Raw genomic sequence first — 19,475 nt, 5'->3', positions numbered from 1 at the left:
CAGGATTTTCGGCGGTCGTCCCGCTCAGCCGATGCTGAACGGCATGCCGTAGAGCGTGGTCTTGGAGTAGTGGTCGCCGATGATCTCGACCACCGTGTACGCGCGGGCCTGGGCATAACCGCCGCAGCCCTGCACCTGGATCTCGGCGTCCTGGTAGTCGATGGCGTAGACGCCGGGCTTGGTGATGTCCTTCGAACTGATCTGCGCGAACGCGACCTCACCCGGGCCGAGGTTGAGCCCGATCGAACCACCGGCGCTGACGCCGCCGGTGCTCACGCCGCCGGACACACCGGCACCGATCGCGTCGTCGGCGATGCTCACCTGGCAGCCGACGATGTAACCGGTATTGAGCTGCGAAGTACCGTGTGTGGACGAATTATTGGAGCCGGGACGACCCGACGGGCCGTTCCACGGCCCGGGCTCACCCTCGGGTGTCTGCTGGACGTCGGCCACGACGCTGCCGCTCACCCAGGCCACCCGGCCCGCGCCGTTGGCGGCGAGCGAGGGCGAGATGGTCGCCTTCTCGCCGACGCGGGTGATGCTCAGACCAGGCCCGGCCTTATGACCGTCGGGCAGCGGCACAAAGGTATCGGCGTTGGCGGCACCGGCCGACAGCAGGCCGATCGTCACCGCCGCCGCGGCGCCTGCGCTCCAGGCGCCGCGCACACGATTGGTGCGGTTCTCGCTCATTGTTCCCCTCGAGGTATACGCAAAATCGACCTCGACCATCGAGGTCGATATCTGTAACGCACCCGGCCCCAGCTGAGGTGTGCCACAAGGGCACAGCACCGCTGGCAACAGGACAGACAGTCCTGCCGGGAGGTGGATCGAGAAGCCTGCGGTCACCGAATCGGCGCGAGCTGAGCCGATCGGCGAACGAAACGCGGATGAATCCGACCGCGAGAGCAGTCGATTCGCAACAAACATAATGAGAGCCCTTGGCTATGTCCAGCGAACGCCGAAAGGGCCCGTGCACACGCACGGGCCCTTTCGCTTACCGATCAGCTGATCTCGCACCACCAGGGGTAACTCGCCGGGGGCGAGCTGACCCCGCCACCATCCTGGTCCGGCCGCCGACGCAAGCCTCCCCGCGCCCAGGTCTGGCCTGAATTCGCGGGGAGGCGGGACAACAGATCAGCCGAGGCTGAAGGGCTGGCCCCACAGGGTGACCCAGCTGATCACATTGTCGGTCTCGACCTCGACGCTCACGAAGGCACGAGCCTGCGCGTAGCCGGCGCAGCCGGACAGGCCGATGGTGGTGTCCGACCAGGTCACCGAGCCACTGCCGTTCTTGAACTTGTTGTTCTTGCTGTGCGACTCGTTGCCGTAGTCGTCGGCCTTCTCGATGTCGAGAACGTAGAACGACTTCGCCTGGCCGGGGCCGAGCGAGAGCTCGCCGCCGGTGCCGATGCCGCCCGCGCCGTTGCCTTCCCAGTCGGACTCGACATTGCCCTCACCGGAGACACCGCCGCCGGCGATGTTCACCTGGCAGCCGACGGTGTAGCCCGGGTAGATCTTGCCCGCGCCACCGGTGGAGACGGTGACCTGCGCGCTGCCCGACACCCACGCGTTGCGGTGCACGGGGGTGGAGCCCATCGACGGGCTGATGAGGGCCGACTCGCCGACCAGGCTGATGTCGACGACGGTGCCGTCGGACAGGGTCTTGGTGATGTGGCCACCCGGCAGCGGCACAAAGGTATCGGCATTGGCCGCGCCCGTGGAGAGCAGGCCGACGGCCACGGAGGCCGCGGCGCCGACGCCCGCCATCCGCGCCATGAACTTACGGTTGATCATAGGATTTGTCCCTCGAGGAGTGAGTTCGCCGTAGCGAGAAGAGGATTCGTACCGGTTCGAAAGACGTCAGCCGATGCTGAACGGCATGCCGTACAGGGTGGTCTTCGAGTAGTGGTCGCCGATGATCTCGACCACGGTGTACGCCCGGGCCTGCGCGTAACCGGCGCAGCCCTGGATCTCGATCTCCGCGTCCTGGTAATCGATCGCGTAGACACCCGCCTTGACGATGTCCTTCGAGTTGATCTGCACGAACTTGACCTCGCCCGGGCCCAGGTTCACGCCGATCGAGCCACCGGCGTTGACGCCGCCGGTGCTCACGCCGCCGGACACACCGGCACCGATCGCGTCGTCGGCGATGCTCACCTGGCAACCGACGATGTAGCCGGTGCTGAGGATGGAGGTGCCGTGCGAGGAAGAGTTGTTGGAGCCGTCGCGGCCGCTCGGGCCGTTCCAGGGGCCTGCCTCGCCCTCGGGGGTCGCGGTGACATCGGCGATGGCCGAGCCCGACACCCACACGACGCGACCTGCGCCGTTGGCCGCCATCGACGGCGAAATCAGGGCGCTCTCGCCGGTACGGGTGATGGTCACCCCGGGGCCTGCCTTCTGACCGTCCGGCAACGGTACGAAGGTGTCTGCGTTGGCGGCACCGGTCGACAGCAGGCCGATGGCCATGGCGGCCGCGGCAGCGCCGACGCCCGCGGCACGGGCGCCGCGGCGCACACCGGTGGTGCGGTTCTCGCTCATACTTCCCCTCATCAGTGTTCTCTAGCAGCCGGTCTCGACTTTCGTGACCGGACGGGTGGACCTCACAGGCCCAGCTCAGTGTGTCGCCCCTTTGTTGCCGTTACGTAACCGACTGTTATTTCGGCGATACGGCCGGGGTCGGCGGAGCTACCCGAGGGTAGGGCTGCACCGGATGTTCAACGCACAGAAGTTGAGTACTGCGGGGACCGATTGTGGTGGGTCTGGATGGCGAACATTAAACGCTGCGTTCCAGTTCCAGCAACCGTAGAGTTCGTAAATTTCACTGTGACGCCCGGCACAAGTTCATACATCGCCACATGCTTTGACGTGCATAGATGCCCTGAGCTTCGGGTTTGTCAAGTGGGATGAACAGCTCCGCTTCCCGGACCGCAAACCGTCGCTTATACGACAAAGGACCACACATCAAGTGTGGTCCTCGGAAAATGTAGCCGCTTCGCAATGGGTTAATAGTGGATTAACCCCGGTTGGCTATCACGTAGCGGGAAAGGCAGATAACGGGTCGGTCACCCGTGGTGGGGCGGTATTTGCGAACGCAGCCACTCGTCGTCATCGGAACCGCGCGAACCGTCGCCGCGCTCGTCAGCGGTGGTTTCGGGCAGCACATCGCCGAAGATCCGCGCGAGCCGAGCCGCTTCGGCGGCCTTGCGCCGCGCGGCCTCGCGCTTCTCGGGCGATGTGCTGTCCGACGCGTTCATCGAATCACTCGTCCAGACCGGAGAGTTCGCCGATCACCCGGCTCGCCAGTGGGCCGAGGGTGGCCATGCCGTCGCGCACCGCGGAGCGGGTGCCCGGCAGGTTCACCACGAGGGTGCTGCCGGAAATACCGGAGACCCCGCGCGACAGACCCGCGTCGAGCGAACCGGCCACGCGGCCCGAGGCACGCAGCGCCTCGGTGATGCCGGGCAGTTCCCGGTCGAGCACCTGGGCGGTGGCCTCGGGGGTGACATCACGCGGCGACATGCCCGTGCCGCCGACCGAGATCACCAGGTCGACACCGCCGATGACGGCGGTGTTGAGCGCGTTGCGGATCTCGACCTCGTCGGCCTGCACGGTCACCGAGGCGTCGACCAGGAAGCCCGCTTCGTTGAGCAATTCGGTGACGAGCGGGCCGAGCGAGTCGACGCCGCCGTGCGCCGTCCGGTCGTCGACGACCACTACAAGTGCCCGCCCTGCCACGGGAGCATCGATGTCCATGGTCATCACCGTAGCGCCTACGCACGACAGTGCCGCGTTCGATCGCATCATCGGCCGCTCTCCGCCGCGGCGGCCGTAAGCGTGACGTCCACGGTCTTGGCGTTTCCGCCCTGTTCGTCGGTGTAGGTGATCTTCACGGTGTCTCCTGGCTGGCGGGAACGGACGGCGGCGATCAGCGCGTCGCCGGAATCGATGGGCCGGTCGTCGAGGCGGGTGATGATCGCGCCCGCGGGGATGCCCGCCTTGGCGGCAGGCCCGTCCGGGGTCGCCTCGAGCACCCGGGCGGCCGTGTCGAGCGGACGCAGTTTGATCCCGATCTGGGCGTAGGTGGCCTTGCCGGTCTTGATGAGTTCGTCGGCCACGCGGCGCGCCTGGTCGACCGGGATGGCGAAGCCCAGGCCGATGGATCCGCTCTGCGCGCCCGACATCTCGCCGCCGAGGCTGGCGATGGCGGTGTTGATGCCGATGAGCTTGCCCTGGCCGTCGACGAGCGCGCCGCCGGAGTTGCCCGGGTTGATCGCGGCGTCGGTCTGGATCGCGTCGATGACCGGGTTCACCTGGCTCGGTGTGCCCTCACCGCTGGTGGACACGGGCCGGTTGAGCGCCGAGACGATGCCGGTGGTGACGGTGCCTGCCAGGCCGAGCGGCGAACCGATCGCGATCACCGGCTGGCCGACCGCGAGTCCGTCGGAGGTGCCGAGTTCGATCGGGGTGAGGCCGGTCTTGTCGGCCTTGATGACGGCCAGGTCGGACACCGGGTCGGCGCCGATCATGGTGGCGGGCGCGGTGCTGCCGTCGCTGAACACCACCTCCATCTTCGCCCCCGATCCGGCACCGGCGGCGACGTGGTTGTTGGTCAGGATCAGCCCGTCCGAGGACAGCACGACCCCCGACCCTTCACCGGACGCGCGGGTGCCCGCGACCTTGATCATCACCACGCTGGGCAACACCCGCTGCGCGACCGCCTGGGTCGACCCGGCGGGCGCGTTGGCGGCGTTGTTCACCTCGGGTCGTGGCGCCTCGAGCGCGTTGGTCACCGGCGCCGGATCGGAGTCGGCGGCGAGCACGCCGACCACACCGCCGACGCCACCGCTCACCAGCGCGAGTGCGGTGGCTCCGGCGATCAAGCCGAGCCGCAACGGCTTTCGCGGGGCCGCGGGCGGGGCGGTGTAGGGCTGCTGGGGGTACGGCTGGGGTCCGTAGCCGTGCTGCGCGGGCCCATACGGGTGGCTACCCGGCACGGTGGCGGGGTGATCCGCCTGTCCCGGGCCGTGGCCGCCGAGGGGGTGGTCGGCGGGCCGCTGCTGGGGATCGTCGTTCATGGTCACCTTCTCTCACGCTTGCCGACAAGCTTGGCGACGGCTACTGAGAAGCGCCTGAGACCGGACCGTCAGTTGCCCGAGACTCGGTTCAGGGTGCCTCGTCCGGTTCCACTGCCGCGGGCGCCGCCTCACCGGGCAGGACGATGCGGACCAGGGCACCACCCCGGTCGGAGGTGTCGATGGCGATGGTTCCGCCGTGCTTGGTCACCACCTGTTTCACGATCGCGAGCCCGAGCCCGGAACCGGGCATCGACCTGGACGCGGTGGTCCGGTAGAAGCGTTCGAACACCAGCTCGCGTTCGCCCGGCGGAATGCCGGGGCCCGCGTCGGCGACGGCGAGTTCCAGCAGTCCCGGGCCTGCCGGGCGCATGGTGATCCGCACGACCGCGTCGGGCGGGCTCCACTTGGCCGCGTTGTCGAGCACGTTGAGCACCGCGCGTTCCAAGCCTGCCTCGTGGCCGTAGACGAACCAGGGGCGCAGGTCGGCGACGAAGGTGATGCCCGCGCGACGCCGCCGCGCGCGTTCCAGCGCCCGCTCGGCCACTTCGCCGAGATCCACCCGCTCGTAGACGGTTTCCGGGGCGTCCTCGCGGGCCAGGTCGACGAGGTCGCCGACGAGCGTGGACAGCTCCTCGATCTGGGCGACCACGTCGGCTCGCAGCTCGACCATGTCCTCGTCGGGCACCCGTGGCGCACCCGGCCTGCTCGAGGCGATGAGCAGTTCCATATTGGTGCGCAGCGAGGTGAGCGGGGTGCGCAGCTCGTGTCCGGCGTCGGCGACGAGACGGCGCTGCCGGTCCCGGGATTCGGCCAGGGCACGCAGCATGGTGTTGAAACTCTCGGTGAGCCTTGCCAATTCGTCGTCGCCGGTGACCGGGATCGGGGTGAGGTCGTCGGTGCGCGCGACCCGCTCGGTCGCGGCGGTCAGGCGCGCGATCGGGCGAAGACCGGTGCGGCCGACGGCGGTACCGGCCGCGGCGGCGAGCACCACACCGCAGGCGCCGACGACGAACAGCAGCCACGCCAGCCGGTCGAGCACCTCGCGGGTGCGGTAGAGCTTCTGGGAGATGATGAGCGTGGCGCCACTGTGCGTGCGCGCGGCGAGGACGCGCTGGTCACCGACGGTGCGCAGCGAGGAGTTGAGCTTGCCGTCGGCCACCGCGAGTTCCTGGGCGCCGACCGGCGGAATCGTCTGCTGCGGCGGCATATACGGCTTGTGATCGGCATAGATCAGGGCGACGCCGACCTCGTTGGAGTACAACCCGGCGAGCACGATCGACTGGAACCCGATCGACTCGAAATTGTTGTTGATCATGGTCGCCGCACGCGCCTCGAGCTGCGCGTCGACGTCGGCGTAGAGGGCACGCGCGACCATCGCGTAGGCCGCGATCGAGGTGACGGCCACCGCGATCAGCACCACCGAGGCGGCCAGCAGGGTGACCCGCCAGCGCAGCGACACCGAGCGCGTGAGCGGCATCGGTGGGCGCATCTCGCCGGAGTCGAGCGGACGGCCGAGTCCGGCGACCACCGGTTCCTTGTGTGCCATGCCCGCGGCCTAGGGAGGGGTCTCGCGCAGCACGTACCCGACGCCGCGCACGGTGTGGATCAAGCGTTCCTCGCCGTCGGCCTCGGTTTTGCGGCGCAAATAGCCGATGTAGACCTCGAGCGCGTTGCCGGAGGTGGGAAAGTCGTAACCCCACACCTCTTCCAGGATCCGCCCTCGGGTGAGCACCCGGCGCGGATTGGCCATCAACATCTCCAGCAGCGAGAACTCGGTACGAGTCAAGCTGATCGAACGTTCACCGCGCGAAACTTCGCGAGTGACCGGGTCCAGCGACAGATCAGCGAACACCATCGCTTCGGATGCTTCGCCGAGATCGGGCGCCCGCCTGCGCAGCAAAGCGCGTAAACGCGCGAGCAATTCCTCCAGCGCGAAAGGCTTCGGCAAATAATCGTCGGCACCCGCATCGAGCCCGGCCACGCGTTCGGAGACCGAATCGCGCGCGGTCAAAACGAGAATCGGCAGATCATCGCCCGTACTGCGCAGCCGGCGGCACACTTCCAGGCCGTCCAGACGGGGCATCATCACATCGAGAACGAGCGCATCGGGCCTGGCTGTTGTGACTTTCTCCAAAGCGTCCATACCGTCGACGGCCAGGTCGACGGTGTAGCCGTTGAAGCTCAGTGATCGGCGCAGTGATTCCCGCACCGCACGATCGTCGTCGACAACCAGAATGCGCATGTGCTCAGTTTGCCGTTAGCGACTGAGAACGTACTGAGAGGGTGGCGGTGGTCAGCGTTGCGTCAGCACATATTCGGCGATTTCGGGCTGTCCTGCCCGGATTGCCGTTGACCACCCGGCACGGTATCTTTCCTGCGATAAAAGAAGACCTTCAGTTGGTTCTGCGCTCGCATCGGTCCGCGACCTCCCCCGCGCGGGCCGGGGTCACACGTGGAAGCAGAGGCAACGCACGCGGATGGAACCTGCATCGCGCTCCTGGCAATTCAGCCTGTCGAACTGGTCGGTAACGCGCAAGGTCGGTGTGGTTCTCGTGCTGCCGGTGATGCTCGCGACCACGTTCGCCGTGCTGCGCATCAATGCCGAACTCGAGACCATGACCCAACTCGGTGCGGCGACCGAACAGGCCGCCGTCATCCGGCCCGTCGTCAAATTCGCCACCGCCACCGAACAACTCGCCGTCGCCGCGACCGCCAACTGGGGTGCGATCGCCGACCCACAGACCGACGCCGCGCTCACCACCTACGACCAAGCCCTCGCCGAGGTACAGAGCGCGCTGCGCATGGCGAGCATCGATCGGGCCGTCGCCGACGAACTCACCGCCGCGACCACCACGGGCGCCACGCTGCGCAATACGGTGCGCAGCGGATCGCCCGCGATGGTCGGCGAACAGACCGACGAGATCGGTGAACGCATCGGCAACGCCCTCGCCAAGACCCCGGTGGTCGAGGACTACGTCGTGCAGCGCTACTTCCTGCAGCTCACCGCGCTGCACCAGGCGCGTCGGGTGCTCACCCGGGAACGCACGCTGGTCGTGTCCCCCGACGCGGGAACGAGCCAGAGCGCTCGTGCGCGGATGCTGGTCGAGCTCGGTTCCGAGCAGACCATGATCAAGACCTACGCGATGATCCTGCCCGGCAACGCGGGCAGCATGGCCTCGCTGCTCGACGCGGTCCAGACCAGGATCAGCGTGTTCAGCCAGAACAACGGCGACCCGACGACCAACGCGGCGGTGCTCAACACCCTGCAGGTCAGCGCCGACACCTACGCGGCGACCATCTCCGGTCTGCTCGACGAGATCGACAAGACCCTCGACCTCAACACCTCGACCGCCCAGACCGCCGCGCTGCGCGAGACCACCCTGGTCCTCGGCATGCTGCTCGCCGGTCTCGCGCTGGCGCTCGCGGTGGCGCGCACCCTGGTCGTCCCGGTGCGCAGGTTGCGCCGCGACGCGCTCGAGGTGGCGCACGTGAAGCTGCCCGACGAGCTCGCCGTGGTGCGCAGCGGCGGCGCGACCCCCGAGATCGCGCCGGTGGGCGTGCACTCCACCGACGAGATCGGTCAGCTCGCCCGCGCCGTCGACGAGATGCACGAACAGGCCCTCAACCTGGCCGCCGACCAGGCGCGACTGCGTCTGCAGATCGGCAACATGTTCGAGACGCTGTCGCGGCGCAGCCAGTCGCTGGTCGAGCAGCAGCTCGCGCTCATCGAGGAACTCGAGCACGACGAGGACAACCCCTCGCGCCTGCAGACCCTGTTCCGCCTCGACCACCTCGCCACCCGCATGCGCCGCAACGGCGACAACCTGCTCGTGCTCGCCGGTACCGCGCTGCGCCGTGGTCATCTGCCGCCGGTACCGCTGTCGGACATGCTCTGGAGCGCGGTGTCGCAGGTGGAGGACTACCAGCGCGTCGAGATCGGGAATGTGCCCGACGGCGTGGTCGCCGGTGAGTCGGCCGTCGACATCGAGCACCTGCTCGCCGAGCTCATCGACAACGCGCTGCGTTACTCGCCGCCGAGCACCTCGGTGGCGGTGATCGTCGGCCGGGCCGTCGACGGCGGGTACCTGATCGAGATCACCGACCGCGGCCTCGGCATGTCGGCCGACGATCTGCGCACCACCAACGAGCGGCTCGCCTCCGGTGGTGAGGTGACCATCGAAACCGCCCGCCGGATGGGTCTTTTCGTGGTCGGCAGGCTCGCCAAGCGGCACACCATCACCGTGAGCCTGCGCCGCACCAACGGTTCGGCGCCGCAGCCGGGGATCACCGCGAGCGTACATCTGCCCAGTGCGCTCGTCGCTCCCCCGCCGCCCTCCTCGGGTCCGGCCACCGGGCCCAATCCGCTGGTGTCGACCGGACCGAATCCGCTTGTCCCGTCGGCGCTCACGGCCGCCGACATCACCGGACCCAATCCGATCATGCCGGTCGGCGCACCGAACCCGCTGAGCCCGGTGGCGAACCCGCTCGTGCCGCCGCAATACGGTTCGACCACCGGCGCCTACGACGCCAGCGAATACCGCGCGCCGCTCACCAAGGCGGGTCTGCCGCAACGGGTTCCGTCGGCAGCGCCGGAATCCGAACCGGTCGATGAGACGCCGAGCGGGCTGTGGGCCGAGCACCCGGTCGAGGACCTACCCGAGCCGAAGGCCGAGAACACCGGGCTTCCGCAGCGCACCCCGTCCGCGTCCTGGCAGGTCCCCCCGCCCGTCCGGCCGACCACGGATCAGCCGACGGCCGCCTGGCCCCTACCTACCCGCAACCGCTCCGACGAGGCGCCCCAGCACGATTCGAACGGGCGTCAAGCGCAGAGCCCGGCCGCTCCCGTGCGCCTGCAACCGCTCGGCGGCGCTCGCACCGATGCGGCCGACCCGCGCTCACTCGACAGCGGGCAGGCCTCGCCCGACCCACGACCTTCCGAGGGTCGCCGCGATCCAGCCGACGCGACACCGTCGGCACTCCCGCAACGGTCGGGCGGCAGCCGCGCCGACACCGACGACGCGACACAGCGTTCCCACTCGGGTCCACTCGACGAGCGCCGCGATCCGGCGCCCTCGGCCGATCTCCACCGGCTCGACGGCAGCGGATCGAGCACCGGCCCGGACACGGCCCGGTCGACCGGCCTCCACCCGCTCGACGGCAGCGGCTCGGACGCCGACCGCTCCGAGGAGACCCCGTCCGCCGTCGTGCAACCGGTCGACGAGCCCAGCTCTTCGGCGCAGCGACAGGATTCCCCCGCACGCCTGCAGCCGCTCGACGAAGCACGGCCCGAGTCGGCCGAGCCCGTCGAGGACACCGCCGGGGACCCGGTCCCCACGTCCTCGACCAGGTTGCAGCCGGTCAACGGTGAAGCGCCGACGCCGATCTATCAGCGCATGGTTTCCGAGTGGCTCGTCGAACCTTCCACAGCCGCAAGCGAATCCGCGTCGAACGGGGCATCATGGAGCTCCCCCGGCGACGCGGGATGGACGGCGGCGGCCAGTGCGGACAAGCCACCGACCTCCGCACGCACCTCCGGTGGACTGCCGATCCGTAAACCGGGCGCCCAGCTGGTGCCCGGCGGACTGGCACCAGCCGAGGAAGCGGGCGCCCGCGATCCCGAGGAGATCCGCAACAACTTGACCCGACATCTCAGCGGCGTCCGCAGTGGCCGTGCCGAGATCCAGTACAACGACGGAGGCCTCGAATGAGCAACGCGCACCCCACAGACGAGAATCTGAACTGGCTGGTCGCCCGCTTCACCCGGGACGTGCCCGGCGTCTCGCACGCGGTGCTGGTCTCGGCCGACGGGTTGCTGCAGGCGACCAGCCCGCATCTACCCTCGGACCGCGCCGAACAACTCGCGGCGGTGACCGCGGGTCTGGCGAGCCTGTCCGCCGGTGCGGCGCAACTGTTCGACGGCGGCAAGGTGATGCAGTCGATCGTCGAGATGCAGCGCGGCTACCTGCTGGTGATGAGCGTCGGAAACGGTTCGCACCTGGCGGTTCTGGCCAACAAGAGCCATGACATCGGCCGTATCGGCTACGAGATGGCACTGCTCGTCGACCGGGTGGGCTCGGCGGTCACCGCCACCGCCCGCTCCGCCGGCTGAGGTGAGATGTCGAGCCCGTACGGATCCGAAATCCGGCCGACCACACGCGTCAGGCCCTATGCCCTGACCGCAGGCCGCACCGAACCCGCGATCGCGCTGCCACTCGAGGCGGTCGTGGAGACGGTCTCCTATACCGCACACTTGGAATGGCCCGCAGGCGATTTACGCAGTGAGATAGTGCGCCTGGCCACACATCGCCTCTCGGTCGCCGAGATCGCGGCATACCTGTCACGCCCACTGGGTATGGTCCGGGTGATGATCGGCGATCTCGTTGTGGGCGGGATACTTCGAGTGCACTCGACGCTGACCGAGCAGGCGAGCTACGACGAACGCCGATCACTGATGGAGAGGACTTTGCGTGGACTCCGTGGCCTCTGAGGGCGCACCGCGCCAGCAGGCACCCGAGCAACGGGTCGCCTCGACGAAGATCGTGGTGGCGGGCGGTTTCGGCGCCGGGAAGACGACCTTCGTCGGCTCGGTGTCGGAGATCGTTCCGCTGCGCACCGAAGCGATGGTGACCCATTTCTCCGACGGCATCGACGATCTCGCCGAGACACCGGAGAAGGAGACCACCACCGTCGCGATGGACTTCGGCCGCATCGTGCTGCCGGGCAACCTGGTGCTCTACCTGTTCGGCACGCCCGGCCAGAAACGGTTCTGGTTCATGTGGGACGACCTCATCCGCGGCGCCATCGGCGCGGTGGTGCTGATCGACACCCGCAGGCTGGAAGACAGCTTCGCCGCCGTCGACTTCTTCGAGGCGCGCGGGCTGCCGTTCCTGATCGCGGTGAACCGCTTCCCGAACGCCCCGCGTTTCCCGATCGCCGAACTGCGCGAAGCGCTCTCGGTGCGCGAGGGCATCCCGATCGTCGACATCGACGCCCGCAACGCCGTCGAGGTCCGTCAGGCGCTGGCGGCGGTGACCGAATACGCCATCGCCCAGCTCGAGCCGCAGCAGTTCGAAGGAGCTGGCAGGCGTGGTTGATCTGCTCGCGACCGGAGCGGAGGTGTTCGGTCGCGGTACGGGCGTGGCGTGGCTGGCGTTCGATCTGTCGGCCGTCGGCGCGGTCGTCGCCTTCGCGTGTGTACGCCACGCCAAGTACTCGGTGCGGTTCCGCATCGTGTGGCTCACGATGGCCGCCGTCTCGCTCGGTGGTGTCGGTCTGTGGCTGGCGAATTCGGTCGCGCTGCTCGGCATTCACGTCGAGGGCAGCGCGGTGCGCTACAACTTGGCCCTCGGCACGGCCTCGGCCGCCATCGCGGTGATCGCCGTGTTCGCCGGGTTCCTGATCGGCGGGCGGCGTCTCGATCTGCCTCGGCTGGTGATCGGCGGGTTGACGATGGGGCTCGGCGTCGGCCTGTCGACCTATCTCACGTTGGACGCACTCGCGGTGCAGGGCACCGTGGCGGAGTCGCTAGGCCTCATCGGGCTCGTACTGCTGATGTCGATGGCGTTGTGCACCGGCGTGCTGTGGGCCGGTCAGACGGTGCGGTTGATCGGCCTGCGCGTGGTGCTGTCGCTGCTGTTCGCCGTGGGGGTCGCGGCGCTGTACTACACGGCGGTCGGCGCGCTGGAATTCGACGTGAACCCCGGTGCGCGCACGCCCGACGGGCTGCAGCTGTTCGACCTGGTGTTCCCGATGTTCGTGCTCGGTTCGCTCGGCCTCACGGTGCCCATCACGGCGATCCTGGTGGCGCCCGATCGGCGCGACGCCATCGAGGCTGCCGAGAAGGCCGAAACCGTCGGTGCGCGATAACTGGCTAACGTCCGGTTTGCCGGAATCTTTACCGTCTTGCGCCCCGCTGCCCGAATGCGGTCCCGCGGTGCTGGATTCGAGCGAAAACCGCCCCTGAAGTGGCGATGAGCGGGTTCTCCTTGGTAGGAGAACCCGCCCTCCCGCACGAGAGTACATACCCGTGCAGGACTCCGCATCAGTCATTCAGGAATTTTCCTGTGCCGAAAAACAAACCCCGAGTTGGTATCTGGGCGTTCAGCAATCGCTTGGCAAGCTTTCCGGAGCGGCAAGTCCACGTGGCATGCGTCACACCGGTAACCGGGCGATTGCCCCGGCCTCCCGGGCGGGCCCCTGACCAGGCATTACAGGTGGCCAGTAAGCCCCCTGGACACCCTGCTTCCCAGCTCACACGGCGGACGGTGCGTTAGGCCCACATCCGGGCCTCGCGCGGGTTATCGTCCCCGCAGGGCGCTTTCGTCTCGCCCGGCACATCCAAGGTTCGTTCGAAGGAGTTCGCATGGCCGTCAACGTGGTGCTCGACAAAGTTCTCGACAAGGAATACGAGAACAAGACGCTGAAGGAAATTCTGTCCGCGCCGCCGTCGGCCCTCGCCGGGCTCGCCGCAGGCGTCGATCAGCAGCTGCTCGATGCGCTGAAGATCAAGACCATCGCCGACCTCGGCACCAACAAGTACATCAAGCTCGCCGTCGCACTGGTCGCCCTCGCCGAGCAAGAAGGCTGAGAAGTAACCGGCTGACATGGCAACGGCCTGTCGGGGTTCACACCCCGGCAGGCCGTTGCATTTTGTCCGATACCCCGCTTCGGGTTGTCCCCTCCGAACCGGCTCTCGAACACTTCGGGAAGGTCAGGAGATCCGCGCGGGATCGATCAGGCCCTTCCGTACGGCACCAACGATACGACGTGGCACCCGATATTCGACACCCGCCACGGTCACCGGGACGAGTTGGGGCGCCTCGGCCTTCCACTGCGAACGCCTGCTCCTGGTGTTCGAGCGCGACATCCGGCGCTTGGGAACCGCCATGCCTCAGCCCTCCTTGCCCGGGCGCGAACGCTTGCCGTAGCGGCGCTCGAACTTCTCCACCCGGCCCTGGGTGTCGAGGTTGCGCGCGGTGCCGGTCCAGAACGGGTGCGAATCCGAGGTCACGTCGACGGTGAGCAGCGGGTAGGTGTTCCCGTCCTCCCAGTCGACGGTCCGGTCGCTCGTGGCCGTGGACCGGGTCAGGAACTTCTTGCCGGTGTTCGCGTCCTCGAACACGACCGGGTGGTAGTCGGGGTGGATGCCCGCTTTCATGCCGTTTCTCCTCTCGGGTTGGTGCGTTCGCTCGCCGTGGCCGGAGCCTCGGCGGGGTCGGCGCACGGGTCTTCGTGCCATTCGCCGAAGGGGTCCTCCCACAACGCGACCCGCTCGGGGGCGCGATCGACGAGCAGCAGTTCGTCGTCCTCCACCAGCGCCCAGTGCAGGGCGTGCCGGATCTCGGCGGGGTCGGCGTCGTGGGCCAGGATCACCAGCGACACATCGCGGTCGCCGAACCGGTCGTCCCAGCCGAGTGCCGCCATCGCGCGCCGCGCCGGATCGACCTCGGCCTGCTCCTCGGGCGTCATCGCGGCCAGCCACTTGCCCGCCCCGCCGACGCGCAGCCCACCGCCTGCCGATTCGAGCCACACCACCTGGTCGGGCTGGGTAGCCAGCCAGATCCGGCCGCGCGCGGTGACCACACCGTCGAACAGCACGTCGAGGGCGTCGTGCAGCCGGGCCGGATGGAACGGCCTGCGGGCGGCGAACTCGACGATCGACACACCGCAGTCGGTGCTCAGCGGCGGCTGACCGCGCAGCAGCGGCGCGTGGGCGTCGAAGATGTGACCGCGCCGGGCATCGTCGGGCACGCGGGTGAGCAGCGCGCCCACCTCCACGGCGTCGAAGCCGGACAGGTCGCCGAGCCAGGCGGTCGGTGCGCCGGGCGCCAGCCGGGTGAGCACCGCGTCGAGGCGTTCGCGGTCGAGGGGCTCCACACCGTCGGCGAGCACCACGAGCGCGTCGGCGAAGTCGACCTGACCGACGGCCACCTGGGCGACGGTTCGTTCGTCGTCGGCGGAGGCGAGACCACGGTCGGCCAGTGCCTCGTCACCCGTGGCGTCGGCGAGCCACTGGTTGCCGTCGACGCAGGTCAGCACGGCCTCGATGCGCACGTTCCGGCCTGCGGGGCCGGCGACCCGGTCGGCGACACCGGTCACCTCGACGGTCTCGATCGCGTGGCACAGCGCCTCGGCCTCGATGGCCGGGTCGAGGGCAAGCACGATGCGCCGCACCGGTTCGCGGGCGGCGAGCGTGCACAGCATCGGCAGCAGATCGGCGCGCAGCGTGCACGACACGCAGCCGTGCGCCAGTTCGAGCACCGTCGTTGTCACGTTGCCCGCGGTGCGCACCGTGCGCCGGACCACGCCCTCGCGCAGTTCGGCGAGGTCGTGGTGCACGACAACCGTGCCCGCATCCTCGCTCAGCACCGCCGCGATGTGCTCGACGCCGGTCATGGCGGGTCCGGCGAAACCGGCCAGCAGCACCACGGGTGTTCTCCGGTCGGACTGGTCAAGCACCCGGTACCCCTTTCGATAACGATTTTCATTTACTTCAAGGGCAACGGTACAGTGCGGAATAAGCATTGTCGAAAATGGTTGTCATAACCGTGGAGGGAGGTCGCATGTCGGCCCACTGCCAGGTCACCGGACGCAAGCCCGGCTTCGGAAAAGCCGTCTCGCATTCGCACCGGCGCACGAACCGCCGCTGGAACCCCAACATCCAGCGCAAGACCTACTACCTGCCCAGTGAGGGCCGCCGCGTCACGCTGACGGTCTCCGCCAAGGGCATCAAGACCATCGACCGCGACGGGATCGAGGCCGTAGTGGCCCGCATCCGCGCTCGCGGCGACAAGATCTAGGAGCACCCATGGCCTCGAAATCGACCGAACTGCGGCCGATCGTCAAACTCAAGTCCACCGCGGGCACCGGCTACACCTACGTCACCCGCAAGAACCGCCGCAACGACCCCGACCGGATGGTCCTGCGCAAATACGACCCCGTCGTGCGCAAGCACGTCGACTTCCGCGAGGAGCGCTGATGGCGAAGAAGTCGAAGATCGCCCGCAACGAGCAGCGGCGCGTGATCGTCGAGCGCTACGCCGCGCGCCGTGCCGAGCTCAAGGAGATCATCCGCAAGCCGAGCACCGGCGACGACGAGCGCGCCGCGGCCCAGGCCGAACTGCGCGCCCAGCCCCGCGATGCCAGTCCGGTACGATTGCGCAATCGGGATGCAGCCGATGGCCGGCCACGCGGTCATCTCCGCAAGTTCGGGCTCTCCCGTATACGTGTGCGCGAGATGGCCCACCGGGGCGAGCTCCCTGGGGTCCACAAATCGAGCTGGTAGACACCCACTGATCTCGTGAGAAGGAAAATCCCATGGCAGTGAAGCGAGCACCGTCCAAGAAGGCACGCGCCGAGCAGGGCCGCAAGCCGAAGAAGAACCCGCTGATCGCCGCGGGTATCGAGTACGTCGACTACAAAGACGTCAACCTGCTGCGCACCTTCATCTCCGATCGCGGCAAGATCCGTAGCCGCCGCGTCACCGGCCTGACCCCGCGGCAGCAGCGTCAGGTCGCCGTCGCGGTGAAGAACGCGCGCGAGATGGCGCTGCTGCCGTTCACGACCACCAAGTGAGCTCGTGACAGACGGCCCCGGAGCTGGTGCTCCGGGGCCGTTTTCGTGCCGTGGCTAGGGTGGACGCCATGAGACCGCTGTCGCGCCGCTTCGCCCTCGTCGCGAGCCTGGCCGTGCTGTTCGCACCGGCCTGCGCGAGTTCCGGGGACACCACACCCACCTCGGCACCGACGAACACCCGCCCGGAAAGCACCGGGCCCGACATCGGTCGGCCGTTCACCGCCGACCCGAACCTGGTCGACCCACGCCCACTGCCGTTCACCGCGTGGCGCCGGGTGGGCGAGGCCACCATCGCGGTCGACTTCCAGACCGGCAATCCCCAGTGCAACGGCGTCGACGCCACCGTCACCGAAACGGCCGACACGGTCACCGTCGCACTGCGTGCCGGTACCCCCGCCGACGCCGTCGGGCGGATGTGCACGATGGAGGCCGTTCTCGGCACGCTGGAGATCACCCTCGACGCGCCACTGGGCTCCCGGCAGGTCGTCGACGCGGCCTGAAACAGCAGCGGGTGCCGCACCGTGACGGCGCGGCACCCGTTGCGGGGCAAGCGAACTCAGTGCGCGAAGTGACGCGCCCCGGTCAGGTACAGCGTGACGCCCGCTTCCTTGCACAGCTCCACGGTGTCCTTGTCGCGGATCGAACCACCCGGGTGGACGATGGCGCGCACGCCCGCGGCGACCAGGATCTGCGGGCCGTCGGAGAACGGGAAGAAGGCATCCGAGGCGGCGACCGAACCCTTGGCCCGCTCCCCCGCACGTTCCACGGCGAGCTTGCAGGAGTCGACCCGGTTCACCTGACCCATGCCGACGCCGACAGCGGCGCCGTCGTCGGCCAGCAGGATCGCGTTCGACTTCACCGCACGGCAAGCGCGCCAAGCGAATTCGAGGTCGGCCAGCGTGGTGGCGTCGGCGGGATCACCGGCGGCGAGGGTCCAGTTGGCCGGGTCGTCGCCCGCGGCGTCGAGCACGTCGCGGTCCTGCAGCAGCGCACCGCCGCTGATCGGACGCAGTTCCACACCCTTGCGGCGCGGCGGCTCGGCGACCAGCACGCGCACGTTCTTCTTGCGCTGCAGCACCTCGACGGCACCCGGCGCGTATCCGGGGGCGACGATCACCTCGGTGAAGATCTCGGCGACCTGCTCGGCCATCTCGACGCTCACCTCACGGTTGGCGGCGATCACGCCACCGTAGGCGCTCACCGGATCGGTGGCGTGCGCCTTGCTGTGGGCCTCGGCGATATCGGCGCCGACGGCGATGCCACACGGGTTGGCGTGCTTGATGACCGCCACGGCGGGCTCGTCGAAGTCGAACGCGGCGCGCCAGGCGGCGTCACCGTCGGTGTAGTTGTTGTACGACATCTCCTTGCCGTGCAACTGCTGCGCCTGCGCGATGCCGACGGTGCCGTCGTTGCTGGTGTACAGCGCGGCGGCCTGGTGCGGGTTCTCGCCGTAGCGCAGCACCGCCGCCCGCTCCCACGAACCGGCGACCCAGCTCGGGAACTGCTCGGTCTCGGGCTGCACGGCGGGCACGGCGACCGAACCCATCCAGCTCGCCACGGCCACGTCGTAGTTCGCGGTGTGCTGGAAAGCCTTGGCGGCCAACGCGGTCCGCTCGGCGAGGGTGAAGCCGCCCGACTTCACGGCCGCGAGCACGTCGTCGTAGTCGGTGACGTCGACGACCACACCCACCGACGGGTGGTTCTTGGCGGCGGCACGCACCATCGACGGACCGCCGATGTCGATCTGCTCCACGCACTCGTCCACACCGGCGCCGCTGGCCACGGTCTGGGTGAACGGGTAGAGGTTGACCACCACCAGCTCGAACGCCTCGACACCGAGCTCGACGAGCTGGTCGAGGTGCTCGGCGCGGCGGGTGTCGGCCAGGATGCCGGCGTGCACGCGCGGGTGCAGCGTCTTCACGCGGCCGTCGAGGGTCTCCGGGAAACCGGTCAGGTCCTCGACCCGGGTGACCGGAATGCCCGCCTCGGCGATCTTGCCCGCGGTCGAACCGGTCGACACCAGCTCCACGCCCGCGGCGTGCAGTCCGGTGGCCAGCTCGACGAGCCCGGTCTTGTCGTAGACGCTCACCAGCGCCCTGCGGATCGCCTTACGTTCACTCACCGGTGTGCTCGCTCATCTGGTATCTCTGCCTTTCGTCCGTCGGAGACAATGCCTCGCGTCGCGACGGCGGCGATGACCTGCGCCAGCAACCGTCGCTCGACAACCTTGATGCGCTCGTGCAGCGCGGCCTCGTCGTCGCCGGGCAGCACGTCGACCGCCTCCTGCGCGAGGATCGGGCCCGTGTCGACCCCGCCGTCGACCAGGTGCACCGTGCAGCCGGTGACCTTGGCGCCGTAGGCCAGCGCGTCACGCACACCGTGCGCGCCGGGGAACGACGGCAGCAGCGCGGGATGGGTGTTGATGAATCGGCCACCGAAGCGTTCCAGGAACGCGGGGCCGACGATCTTCATGAAGCCGGCCGAGACGACCAGGTCGGGTTCGTAGGCCGCGACCGCGTCGGCGAGCGCGCGGTCCCAGGCGGCCCGGTCGTCGAAATCCTTGACCGCGACCCGGAAGTGGTCGACGCCCGCGGCCTCGGCGTGTTCGGTGGCCTGGCATACCCGGTCGACACCGACGGCGACGATCTTCGCCGGGTAACCGGGTTCACGGGCGGCGGCCAGCAGTGCGTTGAGCAGCGAGCCGGTGCCCGAGGCGAGGACGACGACGGTGGCCGGGGTCCGGGCGGGCTTCCACTGGGCAAACGAGGACGTCAGCGCTCTACTCCTGCGTGTGGTCGGGTGGCGGCGATCGACAATGCGCCGGGTC

The 19,475-nt window shown here is 68.7% G+C and carries 24 protein-coding genes; 11 read left to right on the top strand and 13 right to left on the bottom strand.

Going from position 1 to position 19,475, the window contains the following annotated elements; translation table 11 throughout:
- Positions 1 to 24: 24 nt before the first annotated feature.
- The 8 genes from AB0F86_RS12155 to AB0F86_RS12120 all read right to left on the bottom strand — a co-directional run bounded on the left by AB0F86_RS12155 (position 25) and on the right by AB0F86_RS12120 (position 7,317).
- Complete coding sequence (locus tag AB0F86_RS12155; RefSeq protein WP_067641775.1) at positions 25 to 690, bottom strand: MspA family porin; 666 nt, start codon at positions 688 to 690, stop codon at positions 25 to 27.
- Positions 691 to 1,134: 444 nt separating this feature from the next.
- Positions 1,135 to 1,794, bottom strand: coding sequence for an MspA family porin (locus AB0F86_RS12150; RefSeq protein WP_067641776.1), 660 nt, complete (start codon positions 1,792 to 1,794; stop codon positions 1,135 to 1,137).
- A 66-nt stretch (positions 1,795 to 1,860) separates the two neighbouring features.
- Positions 1,861 to 2,538, bottom strand: a complete 678-nt coding sequence (locus tag AB0F86_RS12145) for an MspA family porin (RefSeq protein ID WP_181696722.1) — start codon at positions 2,536 to 2,538, stop codon at positions 1,861 to 1,863.
- A gap of 524 nt (positions 2,539 to 3,062) precedes the next feature.
- The gene (locus tag AB0F86_RS12140) at positions 3,063 to 3,254 is read right to left on the bottom strand and encodes a hypothetical protein (protein ID WP_356985870.1); all 192 of its coding nucleotides are present in this window, start codon (positions 3,252 to 3,254) and stop codon (positions 3,063 to 3,065) included.
- Positions 3,255 to 3,258: 4 nt separating this feature from the next.
- Positions 3,259 to 3,801 carry a MogA/MoaB family molybdenum cofactor biosynthesis protein gene (locus AB0F86_RS12135; RefSeq protein ID WP_181696798.1) on the bottom strand — a complete coding sequence of 181 codons (543 nt, stop codon included), beginning with the start codon at positions 3,799 to 3,801 and terminating at the stop codon, positions 3,259 to 3,261.
- A complete protein-coding gene (locus AB0F86_RS12130; protein WP_225278648.1) occupies positions 3,801 to 5,075 on the bottom strand; it encodes a trypsin-like peptidase domain-containing protein in 1,275 nt (424 codons plus the stop codon). Before AB0F86_RS12130 ends, AB0F86_RS12135 begins: the two co-directional genes overlap by 1 nt.
- Before the next feature lie 88 nt (positions 5,076 to 5,163).
- Positions 5,164 to 6,621, bottom strand: coding sequence for a HAMP domain-containing sensor histidine kinase (locus AB0F86_RS12125; RefSeq protein ID WP_181696725.1), 1,458 nt, complete (start codon positions 6,619 to 6,621; stop codon positions 5,164 to 5,166).
- 9 nt (positions 6,622 to 6,630) lie between these two features.
- The gene (locus tag AB0F86_RS12120) at positions 6,631 to 7,317 is read right to left on the bottom strand and encodes a response regulator transcription factor (protein WP_067485428.1); all 687 of its coding nucleotides are present in this window, start codon (positions 7,315 to 7,317) and stop codon (positions 6,631 to 6,633) included.
- A 235-nt stretch (positions 7,318 to 7,552) separates the two neighbouring features.
- Between AB0F86_RS12120 and AB0F86_RS12115 the strand changes: the two genes are divergently transcribed.
- The 6 genes from AB0F86_RS12115 to AB0F86_RS12090 all read left to right on the top strand — a co-directional run bounded on the left by AB0F86_RS12115 (position 7,553) and on the right by AB0F86_RS12090 (position 13,662).
- Complete coding sequence (locus AB0F86_RS12115; RefSeq protein WP_356985871.1) at positions 7,553 to 10,783, top strand: ATP-binding protein; 3,231 nt, start codon at positions 7,553 to 7,555, stop codon at positions 10,781 to 10,783.
- The gene (locus AB0F86_RS12110; protein WP_181696726.1) at positions 10,780 to 11,184 is read left to right on the top strand and encodes a roadblock/LC7 domain-containing protein; all 405 of its coding nucleotides are present in this window, start codon (positions 10,780 to 10,782) and stop codon (positions 11,182 to 11,184) included. Before AB0F86_RS12115 ends, AB0F86_RS12110 begins: the two co-directional genes overlap by 4 nt.
- A gap of 6 nt (positions 11,185 to 11,190) precedes the next feature.
- Positions 11,191 to 11,562 carry a DUF742 domain-containing protein gene (locus AB0F86_RS12105; RefSeq protein WP_067485423.1) on the top strand — a complete coding sequence of 124 codons (372 nt, stop codon included), beginning with the start codon at positions 11,191 to 11,193 and terminating at the stop codon, positions 11,560 to 11,562.
- A complete protein-coding gene (locus AB0F86_RS12100; RefSeq protein WP_067485925.1) occupies positions 11,552 to 12,169 on the top strand; it encodes an ATP/GTP-binding protein in 618 nt (205 codons plus the stop codon). Before AB0F86_RS12105 ends, AB0F86_RS12100 begins: the two co-directional genes overlap by 11 nt.
- Positions 12,162 to 12,941 (top strand): MHYT domain-containing protein, encoded by a 780-nt coding sequence (locus AB0F86_RS12095; protein WP_181696727.1) that lies wholly within the window; start codon positions 12,162 to 12,164, stop codon positions 12,939 to 12,941. The genes AB0F86_RS12100 and AB0F86_RS12095 overlap by 8 nt, the downstream gene beginning before the upstream one ends.
- 496 nt (positions 12,942 to 13,437) lie before the next feature.
- A complete protein-coding gene (locus tag AB0F86_RS12090) occupies positions 13,438 to 13,662 on the top strand; it encodes a hypothetical protein (RefSeq protein ID WP_067485421.1) in 225 nt (74 codons plus the stop codon).
- A gap of 123 nt (positions 13,663 to 13,785) precedes the next feature.
- Here the strand turns inward: AB0F86_RS12090 and rpmF are convergent, their stop codons facing one another.
- From rpmF to AB0F86_RS12075, 3 genes are read right to left on the bottom strand one after another with little or no spacing between them, the layout of a single operon-like run.
- The gene (rpmF, locus tag AB0F86_RS12085) at positions 13,786 to 13,962 is read right to left on the bottom strand and encodes a 50S ribosomal protein L32 (RefSeq protein WP_067485420.1); all 177 of its coding nucleotides are present in this window, start codon (positions 13,960 to 13,962) and stop codon (positions 13,786 to 13,788) included.
- 3 nt (positions 13,963 to 13,965) lie between these two features.
- Positions 13,966 to 14,232, bottom strand: a complete 267-nt coding sequence (locus tag AB0F86_RS12080) for a type B 50S ribosomal protein L31 (RefSeq protein ID WP_225278644.1) — start codon at positions 14,230 to 14,232, stop codon at positions 13,966 to 13,968.
- Positions 14,229 to 15,533, bottom strand: coding sequence for a GTP-binding protein (locus AB0F86_RS12075; protein ID WP_356985872.1), 1,305 nt, complete (start codon positions 15,531 to 15,533; stop codon positions 14,229 to 14,231). Before AB0F86_RS12075 ends, AB0F86_RS12080 begins: the two co-directional genes overlap by 4 nt.
- A 104-nt stretch (positions 15,534 to 15,637) precedes the next feature.
- Here AB0F86_RS12075 and rpmB point away from each other — a divergent pair, with 104 nt between their 5' ends.
- The 5 genes from rpmB (at position 15,638) to AB0F86_RS12050 (ending at position 17,148) form a co-directional block, all read left to right on the top strand.
- Positions 15,638 to 15,874 carry a 50S ribosomal protein L28 gene (gene rpmB, locus AB0F86_RS12070; RefSeq protein WP_067485415.1) on the top strand — a complete coding sequence of 79 codons (237 nt, stop codon included), beginning with the start codon at positions 15,638 to 15,640 and terminating at the stop codon, positions 15,872 to 15,874.
- 8 nt (positions 15,875 to 15,882) lie between these two features.
- On the top strand, positions 15,883 to 16,053 hold the full coding sequence (gene rpmG / locus AB0F86_RS12065) for a 50S ribosomal protein L33 (RefSeq protein WP_011211511.1): 171 nt from the start codon (positions 15,883 to 15,885) through the stop codon (positions 16,051 to 16,053).
- Positions 16,053 to 16,358, top strand: coding sequence for a 30S ribosomal protein S14 (rpsN, locus tag AB0F86_RS12060; protein ID WP_181696730.1), 306 nt, complete (start codon positions 16,053 to 16,055; stop codon positions 16,356 to 16,358). The genes rpmG and rpsN overlap by 1 nt, the downstream gene beginning before the upstream one ends.
- A 32-nt stretch (positions 16,359 to 16,390) precedes the next feature.
- Positions 16,391 to 16,648, top strand: coding sequence for a 30S ribosomal protein S18 (gene rpsR, locus AB0F86_RS12055; RefSeq protein ID WP_067485410.1), 258 nt, complete (start codon positions 16,391 to 16,393; stop codon positions 16,646 to 16,648).
- A 68-nt stretch (positions 16,649 to 16,716) separates the two neighbouring features.
- Positions 16,717 to 17,148 (top strand): hypothetical protein, encoded by a 432-nt coding sequence (locus AB0F86_RS12050; RefSeq protein ID WP_255494972.1) that lies wholly within the window; start codon positions 16,717 to 16,719, stop codon positions 17,146 to 17,148.
- 56 nt (positions 17,149 to 17,204) lie between these two features.
- Here AB0F86_RS12050 and purH read toward each other — a convergent pair whose 3' ends face one another.
- A complete protein-coding gene (purH, locus tag AB0F86_RS12045; protein ID WP_356985873.1) occupies positions 17,205 to 18,770 on the bottom strand; it encodes a bifunctional phosphoribosylaminoimidazolecarboxamide formyltransferase/IMP cyclohydrolase in 1,566 nt (521 codons plus the stop codon).
- Positions 18,767 to 19,423, bottom strand: a complete 657-nt coding sequence (gene purN / locus AB0F86_RS12040; RefSeq protein WP_356985922.1) for a phosphoribosylglycinamide formyltransferase — start codon at positions 19,421 to 19,423, stop codon at positions 18,767 to 18,769. Before purN ends, purH begins: the two co-directional genes overlap by 4 nt.
- Positions 19,424 to 19,475: the final 52 nt, after the last annotated feature.

The sequence above is a fragment of the Nocardia sp. NPDC023733 genome, from assembly GCF_040639775.1.
Lineage (GTDB): Bacteria > Actinomycetota > Actinomycetes > Mycobacteriales > Mycobacteriaceae > Nocardia > Nocardia rosealba.
The sequence above is the reverse complement of the archived record's forward strand: the minus strand, read 5'-3'. Positions and strand labels throughout refer to the sequence as shown.